Below are 8506 nucleotides of genomic sequence, written 5' to 3' on the forward strand. Positions count from 1 at the left end.
CCAAGGACATTGACCGCGAAATGGCTGGCATTCTGGAAGATAGGCAACCCCTGCGAATACATCCCCAGGCTCCATAGCACGAGCGGCGGATTGAGCGAGACCGAGGCGAACGAATTGCAGGTCAAGCCGTAAGGCTTTCCATCCGCCGTCATGGCCGTGATGATGGTGACGCCGGTGGCATAGGTGCCAAGCGCGTTGCGAAAATCGCGGGGATCGATCGCCGAGTTGTCGCTGGCCAGTTCGTTGGCCGGATCGGGCTCGGTCGGATGCTTAGACGCGTCGTTCATTCGGCGGCCTCAAAGCGTCAGATTTTCGGACGGCAGGCCGAGCGCAACCCGTCCGTAATTGGTGCCAGCCGCATCGAAATTGAATGCGATGTGCGAATTGATCGCGTGGGCATCGCGAAACTGCCGCTGCAGCGCTCCCGATGTGGCAAGGCCCCGCGCGCCGCTCGCCGCAAACAGCAATGAGACGGCTTCGGTACACAGATTGACGGAAAAAGCCCCGTCGCGCCGCATCCTGGTCTTGGCGGCGATGTCGGGAACATCACCGCGCCTCGCGTCGGCCATCGCCGCGATACAGGTCGAGCGCATCACCAGGCGGGCTGCATCGATCTTGGAGGAAGCCTCGGCAATCTTGATCTGCGTGCTCTGCAGATCCCCCAGCTTGGTGCGATTATAGGTCGATGCGCGATGCCGCGCGAGATCGACATAATCGTCGAGGCAGGCCTGCGCGTTTCCGAGCGCCACGCCGGACAACACGTAGGGAAACAGCGAAAACACCGGCAGTGTATAAAGCGCATTTGGATTGACGGCGCTGCCGGGCGTCGGGCCGCCGGCGAGATCATTGACCGCAATCGTCATCGGTTCGGCCACGAACGCCTCGTCGACCTCGACGTCGTTCGATCCGGTTCCTCTCAATCCGGCTGCGTTCCAGGTGTCCTTGATCCTGTAGTCGCTCTTGTTGAGCAGAAAGATGCGGTACTCGATGCCGTCAGCCTCGTCATCGGAGGACACCACGCTGGCCAGCATATTCCATTCGCAGGAATCCACCCCCGACGAGAACGGCCAGCTGCCCCGCAGCGCGTATCCACCATCAACCTTCCTGGCGCGGCCGGCGGGAAATATGAAGGAGGAGGCAATCAGGGCATTGACGTCCTTGTTCCAGACCAGATCCTGCGCCCGCTTGTCGAACATGGCCAGCATCCAGTGGTGGCTCGAGAGATTGGCAAAATTCCACGCCGCCGACGCATCGGCCTGCCCGATCGCATCGGCGCAATCGACCAGCGCGACATAGTCGAACTCGGAGCCACCTACGCGTTTTGGCTGCAGCACCCGAAACAGACCGGCCTCGTGCAAATCGCGTTCGGTCTCGCTCGGCAGCCGCCGCAAGTCCTCGGTTTTGGAGGCGCGCTCGCGCCATTGCGGAATCAGGGCCCGGGCCCGGGCGATCATGGCCGCATAGGCGCTGATGTCGGCGTTCGGCCCTGACGGCAGACTGGTATTTGGCTTCAGACCGGCACCGGCCATGTCAGGATCCTCGGTTATCGCGCCCGGCGCGCCGTCTTCAGATGCGGCCGATCCAGATACAGCGAAGCCGCCAGGCCTTCTTCGTCCTGTTCGGCGAACTCGGTCAATAGCTTCATCTCCGGAATGCGCGAACGATCGAGCGTCCCGACATCGGGCCAGTCGATCTCAATCAGATTTCCTGAAGGATCGCGCAAATACATCTGAACGCATCCATCGGGCAGCTCATTCACCGGGTTGCGAAACGCCGTCGAATCCAGCGCGCCCATCGCCTTGGCGGCATCATAGGCGGCATGAAAGTCATCCACGTCCAGCGCAAAGTGCTGGTACAGCGGAACCTGGTCTTCCAGCTCGAAAATGTGCAATTGCAGATCGCCGCAGCGCAGATATTTGGTCTTGAAACCGAAATTATAGCTGGGAATTGTCTGCATGCCCAACACGGTTTCGTAAAACTTCACCGACTCCGCGAGATTCCTGGTGCCGATCGACAGGTGGTTGAAGCCCGTGACTTTCATTCTTCGCCTCCCTGAGAAAGCAGCGTGCGCCGCATCGCGACGAAAGCTGCTTGACCGACCGGAACTATTTGACGATTGTTTATCGACCGATCACTAATTAAGGCGCGGCTCGCGGTGCCCGTCAATCAAATTCGACAGGGGGAGCGAACTCGCATGGACAAGACCGTTGGCATTATCGGGCTTGGCATCATGGGCGGCGCGATCGCCCGCAACCTTGTCGAGCGCGGATGGCGGGTGATCGGCTTCGATACCGACGCCGCCAAACGGGCCGAGCTTGCGGCGGCTGACGTCACCATCGCCGATGACGTGGCTCACGTCACGCGCGACGCGCCTGTCATCATGACCAGCCTTCCAACTCCCGCCGCGGTCGAGAAGGTGGCACAGGCTATCGCCAGTTCGGGGCAGCCACCGCGGATCGTGATCGAACTGTCCACCCTCGCGCTCGCCGACAAGCTTCGCTTCGAAACCATCCTGAAACAGGCAGGCCACATTGCGCTGGACTGTCCGCTGAGCGGAACCGGCGCACAGGCGAAAATGCGGGATCTCGTGGTCTATGCCAGTGGCGACAGCGCGGCCATCGCGCGCTGCAAGGAATTGTTCTCCGACTTTGCCAAGCAGAGTGCCGATCTCGGTGCGTTCGGCAATGGCAGCCGGATGAAATTCGTCGCCAATCATCTGGTGGCCATCCACAACGTCGCCACCGCCGAGGCGATGATCCTGGCTGAGCGCGCCGGGCTCGATCCGAAGCTGGTGGTCGACATGGTCGGTCCCGGCGCCGGCGGCTCGCGGATGTTCCAGATGCGGGCGCCAATGATGGTCGAAGGCGTCTATGAACCGGCGACCATGAAAGTTTCGACCTGGAAAAAGGATATGGCGATCATCGCCGAATTCGCCGAGGACGTCGGCTGCGCAACCCCTCTGTTTACCTTGACGCAGCCGGTCTACACCCAGGCGATGGCGATGGGGCTGGGCGACCAGGACACCGCGGCGGTGTTCGAAGTGCTGAAGAAAACCATCATCAGCACGCCGCGATCCTAGAGCACGATTCGCCTGAGTTGAATCATGCTCGTCGTCCATCTTCTTGTTTGAGCATGATCTCCGCGCAAACGCCCCTGGCGTTTGTCGCGAGGGAAAACCGGTCCCCACTCTTCCGGATCATGCTCTAGCGGCGTAAGGAGGTATATTCGCTATACCGCACTGCACCAAAGCGAATTTGCGAGCGATCATCGATCCGGGACTAGCTAAACCTCGCGCGTACCGGCTCGATGGCGTGGTTATCACTTGATCATTTATGACTTCCGTCCGATAAATCGGTCGATCAAAAACAAAAAACAACAAGCGCCGGTCTTCAGTTGCAGCGTTCCGGGGGAAGGTTCCATGACGATATCGCGACGACAATTTGTCAGCAGCGTTGCCGGCGCCGGTATCGCCAGCGTGGCTGCGCCGAACCTCGTCTTTGCGCAGAACAGCGGACCGATCCGCATCGGGCTCCTGGCCGCCAAGACCGGACCGCTCGCCTCCGGCGGCATCGACATGGAACTGGCCCTGACGATGTTTCTGAAGGAGCGCGACAACACGCTCGCGGGCCGCAAGGTCGAATTGATCGTCGCGGACACCGCCGGCGTTCCCGCCACCGCGCGCACCAAGGCGCAGGAGCTGATCGAAAAGAACAACGTCCACTGCATGATCGGCCCGCTCGCCGCTTTTGAGGCGTTGGCGATCGCCGACTATCTCACCGAAAAGGAGATACCGACACTCGGCGTCGCCGCGGCCGAGGACATGACGCAGCGGCACCCCAGCCCCTGGTTTGTCCGCCTGACGTCAACGTCGGCGCAGTGCACCTACCCGTTTGCCGAATATTGCGCCAAGGAGCTGAAATACAAGAAGATCGTCACCATCGCCGACGATTTCGCCTATGGGCATGAAATGTGCGCCGGCTTCCAGCGCGCGTTCGAGGACAATGGCGGCAAGATCGTTCAAAAGATCTTCACGCCGCTGGCGACGCCGGACTACGGCAGCTACGTCGCCCAGGTGAAAAACGCGGATGCGATTTTCCTCGGCACCGCCGGCTCGAACGGCTTCCGCTTCCTGCGCCAATTCATCGAATATGGCCTGAAGGACAAGATGACCGTGATCGGCGGCATGACCGCGCTCGATGAATCCGTGCTGCGCAATATGGGCGACGAGGCACTGGGGATCCTGACCACGAGCTGGTACTCGGCGGAAATCGACAATCCCCTCAACAAGGCCTTCGCGCCGGCATTCCGCAAGCAGTTCAAATACGACCCCGGCTACTATGCCGGCAGTACCTACCTCGCGGGCGAGGTTCTGGAAGCCGCGCTCAAGACCACGAACGCCAACGCGGAGGACAAGAAGGCGCTGATGACGGCGATCCGCGGCAATAACGTGGAGACGATACGCGGCGTCGTCAAATTCGACGAATTCGGGAATGTGATCGGCGATGTCTACATCCGCAAGGTAACCCGTAGCGACGGACGGCTGGTCAATGCCGTGATCAAGACCTATCCGGATGTCAGCCAGTTCTGGACCTACGACAAGACCGCCTTCCTGAAAAATCCGGTCTATTCGCGCGACTACCCGCCGGCGAAAAACTTAGAGCAATAAGAACTTGGAGCCATAAGTCTGCATCCGTTGCGGGCCGACGATCTCGCAACTTTTCGAACAGAATCGGCCGCCGATGCAATTTTGGATCATTCAGGGTCTTAACAGCCTGTCGCTTGGTGGTTTGCTGTTTCTGCTCTCGTCGGGATTCTCGCTGATCTTCGGCCTGATGCGGCTGGCGAATTTGACCCACGGCGCGTTCTTCATGCTTGGAACCTATTTCGGCGCGACGGCAATGCGCGCCTATGGCGGCTTGAATATCTGGGTGACTGCGCTTGGCGCTGGAATAGCGGTGGCCGCGATCGGCGGCCTGTTCGAGCGGCTGGTGCTGACCCGGCTGAAGACCAATCCGCTCGGACAGGTGCTGGTGACACTCGGCATGTCCTTCATCATTTCCGATGCCTGCCTGATGCTGTGGGGCGGCGATTCCATACCGGTGCCGACCCCGCAGAATCTGCAGGCGCCGACAAGGGTGCTGGGTTTCGTGTTTCCGACCTATCGGCTGGTGCTGGTGGGGTGCGCCATCGGTGCCGCCATCGCATTGTATTTCCTGCTGGAGCGGACACGGCTCGGCGCCATGATCCGCGCCGGCGTCGACGACCGGCAGATGGCGCGGGCGGTCGGAATTCCGGTCTCGAATCTGTTTACGATCGTGTTTTGCCTCGGCGCCGGCATCGCCGGCGCCGGCGGCGTGCTGGGCGGACCGATCCTGTCGGCCTATCCCGGGCTCGACGGCGACATGCTGCCGCTGGCGCTGATCGTCGTCATTCTCGGCGGCATCGGCAGCCTCCTGGGCGCATTTGTCGGCAGCTTCATCATCGGCTTCATCTACACCTTCGGCACCGCGCTGTTTCCGGAGCTGGCCTATATCATCCTGTTCCTGCCGATGATCGTCGTGATCGCGTTCCGGCCTCAGGGCCTGTTTGGGCGCGTCGGCGCATGAAGTGGATTGCCGCTGCCCTGCTCGCCGTGCTGCTGGTCGGACTGCCGTTCTTCGCCGGCGATTTCTACGTCAACCTCGCCAGCCAGATCCTGATCGCGGCGATCTTCGCGCTCAGCCTAAATCTGCTGGTCGGTTATGGCGGCATGACCTCGCTGGGACACGCCTCCTATCTCGGCGTCGCCGCCTATATCTCGGCGCTGATGACAAGCCGCTACGGATGGGGCCACGGCCCGGCCGCTTTGCTCTCGATTCTGGGTACCACCGCAATGGCGGCACTATTTGGCCTGATCGCGCTGCGTGCCACCGGCCTCGGCTTTCTCATGATCACCCTGGCGCTGTCGCAGGTGTTGTGGGGGCTGGCCTATCGCATGTCGGATGTGACCAACGGCGATAACGGCATAGCTGGCCTCACCCGGCCGATGCCGTTTGGCTTTTCGATCGACAGCGCGGCTTCGTTCTACTGGTTTGCGCTGATCGTGGCCTGGTTCGCATTCATGATGATGACGGTCTTTGTATCGTCGTCGTTCGGATCGTCGTTGAAAGGCGTGCGCGACCAGCCACGCCGGATGGCGGCGCTGGGCTTCGATCCCTGGATGATCCGCTGGATCACCTTCATCTATGCCGGTTTCTGGGGCGGCATCTCCGGGCTGCTTTACGTCTATTACAACAAATATATCCACCCGACCTCGCTTTCGACCACGAGTTCGGCCGAAGCCCTGCTCGGCGTCATCGCCGGCGGGTCAGGCACGCCCGGAGGCCCGGTCGTCGGCGCCGCGCTGGTGCTGCTGTTGAAGAACTACGTCTCGGCCTATCTCGAGCGCTGGAACATGCTGCTCGGGCTGGTGTTCCTGTTCATCGTTCTGGTGATGCCCAACGGAATCGTCCCCGGCCTTAGCCGGCTGTTGCGCAGGGGATCGCGATGACCCCTGTTGCCGCGAATCATGCGCTTGAAGTGATCGACCTGAAGAAGGCCTTCGGAGGCCTCGTCGTCACGCAGAACATATCGCTGGCGATCCGGCCCGGCGAGCGCCGCCTGATTATCGGCCCGAACGGCGCCGGCAAGACCACGCTGTTCAACCAGATCAGCGGCGACATGCGACCGAACGCCGGACAGATCAAGCTGTTCGGTACCGACGTGACGTCATTCGCACCTTACCAGCGCGCGCATCTGGGACTGTCGCGAACCTACCAGATCATCACGCTGTTTTCGGGCGATACGCTCGAGCACAATGTCACGCTCGGCCTGCTCGGTTTGCGACCCACGCGCTGGCAGATGTGGCGCCCGCTGTCGTTCTACGGCGACCTCGCGACCGAGGCGCGCCGCACCCTCGATGCGGTCGGGCTTCTGCATCTGGCCGATCATCCGGTGTCGGAAATTGCCTATGGCGAAAAGCGCCGGGTTGAGCTCGCGATGGCGCTGGCGCAAAAGCCGCGCGTGCTGCTGCTGGATGAGCCGCTGGCGGGTCTTTCCGACACCGAACGCTCGACCGTGAAGTCGCTGATAGCGTCGATCCCAACGGAAACGGCCGTGATCATGATCGAACACGACATGGATACCGCACTCGACTTGGCCGAGACCGTGACGCTGCTGAACTACGGCCGTGTGATCGTCGACGGCGACCGCGATAGTGTGATCGCGGATGAGCGAACGCGCGAGGTATATCTTGGCGTCTGACGCACTCAGTCTGACCAACGTGCATGCATTTTATGGCGACAGCCATATCCTGCATGGCGTGAGCTTTTCGCTGCGGCCGGGCGGCGTGCTGGCGTTGCTGGGACGCAACGGCGCGGGCAAGACCACCTGCATCTCGACGGTCGTCGGCTTTCTGAAGCCCCGCGAAGGCGAAATCAAACTGTTTGGAGAATCGATCGAAGGGCTGAGCCCTGAGCGTATCTCGCGGCTCGGAATCGGTCTGGTACCGCAAGGGCGCCGGATCTTTCCGTCGCTGACGGTGAAGGAAAACCTGATCGTGGCGCAGCAGCGCGAAAAAGCTTCCGAAAAGCCATGGAATATCGAGCGGATTTATTCCATGTTCCCACGCCTGCAGGAACGCCACGCGCAATTGGCGGGCACGCTATCGGGCGGCGAGCAGCAGATGCTGGCGATCGGGCGAGCGCTGATGGGCAACCCCCGGGTGCTGCTGCTCGACGAGCCGTCGGAGGGGCTGGCGCCGCTGATTGTCGCGGAAGTCGGCCGCACCATCAAGCGGCTGAAGGAGGAAGGACAGTCCATCGTGCTGGTCGAACAAAATCGACAACTGGCGCTCGACGTCGCGGATCAGGCGGTCATCCTCAATACCGGACGCTGCGTCTTCGCCGGCGATGCCGGCGAAATCCTCAACAATGAAGAGCTGATTACCCAACATCTCGGCGTCTTTCGTGCGCATTAACAATCCACCCCAGAGGAGGGCAAGAAAATGAAAATCGGCGTATGCGGAACTGGACGAATGGGCGCAGCGATCGCGCAACGTTTGATCGCGGTCGGACATGAAGTCGGCGTGTGGAACCGCAATCCCACAAAGACCAAGCCGCTGACCGACGCCGGTGCCAAATTGTACGCATCTCCCGCGGAGCTCGCCGGGGGCTGCGAAGCCGTCATCGTCATGTTGCTGAACGACGCCGCGACCGAGGCGGTTTACCGCGGATCCAAAGGTCTTCTGGAATCCACGCTCACCGGCAAGCTCATCATCGACATGAGCACGCTGCGCCCGGACACCATGATATCCGTCGGCATAGCGGTGACCGAGCTGGGCGCGGCCTTTGTCGAATGCCCGGTCGGTGGGAGCACTGCGCCGGCGAGAGAAGGCAAGCTGTTCGGCCTGGTCGGCGGCACCAACGCTGATGTTACCCGGGCGATGCCGCTGCTCGAGCAATTGTGCCGCCGTATCGAACATGTCGGG

At 61.3% G+C, this 8506-nt stretch carries 10 protein-coding genes; 7 read left to right on the forward strand and 3 right to left on the reverse strand.

Going from position 1 to position 8506, the window contains the following annotated elements; all coding sequences use genetic code 11:
- The 3 genes from ABR948_RS25335 to ABR948_RS25345 form a co-directional block, all read right to left on the reverse strand.
- Positions 1 to 287: flavin reductase family protein (locus tag ABR948_RS25335; RefSeq protein ID WP_428123230.1), on the reverse strand; the 287-nt coding region annotated here is incomplete at its 3' end.
- A 9-nt stretch (positions 288 to 296) separates the two neighbouring features.
- Positions 297 to 1529: an acyl-CoA dehydrogenase family protein gene (locus ABR948_RS25340; RefSeq protein ID WP_428123231.1), complete on the reverse strand. Its 1233-nt coding sequence runs from the start codon at positions 1527 to 1529 to the stop codon at positions 297 to 299.
- A gap of 14 nt (positions 1530 to 1543) precedes the next feature.
- The gene (locus ABR948_RS25345) at positions 1544 to 2041 is read right to left on the reverse strand and encodes a VOC family protein (RefSeq protein WP_428123233.1); all 498 of its coding nucleotides are present in this window, start codon (positions 2039 to 2041) and stop codon (positions 1544 to 1546) included.
- 153 nt (positions 2042 to 2194) lie between these two features.
- On the opposite strand from ABR948_RS25345, the gene ABR948_RS25350 reads away from it, so the two are divergent.
- The 7 genes from ABR948_RS25350 to ABR948_RS25380 form a co-directional block, all read left to right on the forward strand.
- A complete protein-coding gene (locus tag ABR948_RS25350) occupies positions 2195 to 3079 on the forward strand; it encodes an NAD(P)-dependent oxidoreductase (RefSeq protein ID WP_428123234.1) in 885 nt (294 codons plus the stop codon).
- Between the two features lie 339 nt (positions 3080 to 3418).
- Complete coding sequence (locus tag ABR948_RS25355; protein ID WP_428123235.1) at positions 3419 to 4666, forward strand: ABC transporter substrate-binding protein; 1248 nt, start codon at positions 3419 to 3421, stop codon at positions 4664 to 4666.
- A 73-nt stretch (positions 4667 to 4739) separates the two neighbouring features.
- The gene (locus tag ABR948_RS25360; RefSeq protein ID WP_428123236.1) at positions 4740 to 5606 is read left to right on the forward strand and encodes a branched-chain amino acid ABC transporter permease; all 867 of its coding nucleotides are present in this window, start codon (positions 4740 to 4742) and stop codon (positions 5604 to 5606) included.
- On the forward strand, positions 5603 to 6529 hold the full coding sequence (locus ABR948_RS25365; protein WP_428123237.1) for a branched-chain amino acid ABC transporter permease: 927 nt from the start codon (positions 5603 to 5605) through the stop codon (positions 6527 to 6529). Before ABR948_RS25360 ends, ABR948_RS25365 begins: the two co-directional genes overlap by 4 nt.
- The gene (locus tag ABR948_RS25370) at positions 6526 to 7281 is read left to right on the forward strand and encodes an ABC transporter ATP-binding protein (RefSeq protein ID WP_428123238.1); all 756 of its coding nucleotides are present in this window, start codon (positions 6526 to 6528) and stop codon (positions 7279 to 7281) included. Before ABR948_RS25365 ends, ABR948_RS25370 begins: the two co-directional genes overlap by 4 nt.
- Positions 7271 to 7996, forward strand: a complete 726-nt coding sequence (locus tag ABR948_RS25375; RefSeq protein WP_428123240.1) for an ABC transporter ATP-binding protein — start codon at positions 7271 to 7273, stop codon at positions 7994 to 7996. The genes ABR948_RS25370 and ABR948_RS25375 overlap by 11 nt, the downstream gene beginning before the upstream one ends.
- A gap of 27 nt (positions 7997 to 8023) precedes the next feature.
- Positions 8024 to 8506 (forward strand): NAD(P)-dependent oxidoreductase (locus ABR948_RS25380; protein WP_428123241.1); only part of this gene is annotated, 483 nt, incomplete at its 3' end.

This window comes from Bradyrhizobium sp. (assembly GCF_050014615.1).
Lineage (GTDB): Bacteria > Pseudomonadota > Alphaproteobacteria > Rhizobiales > Xanthobacteraceae > Bradyrhizobium.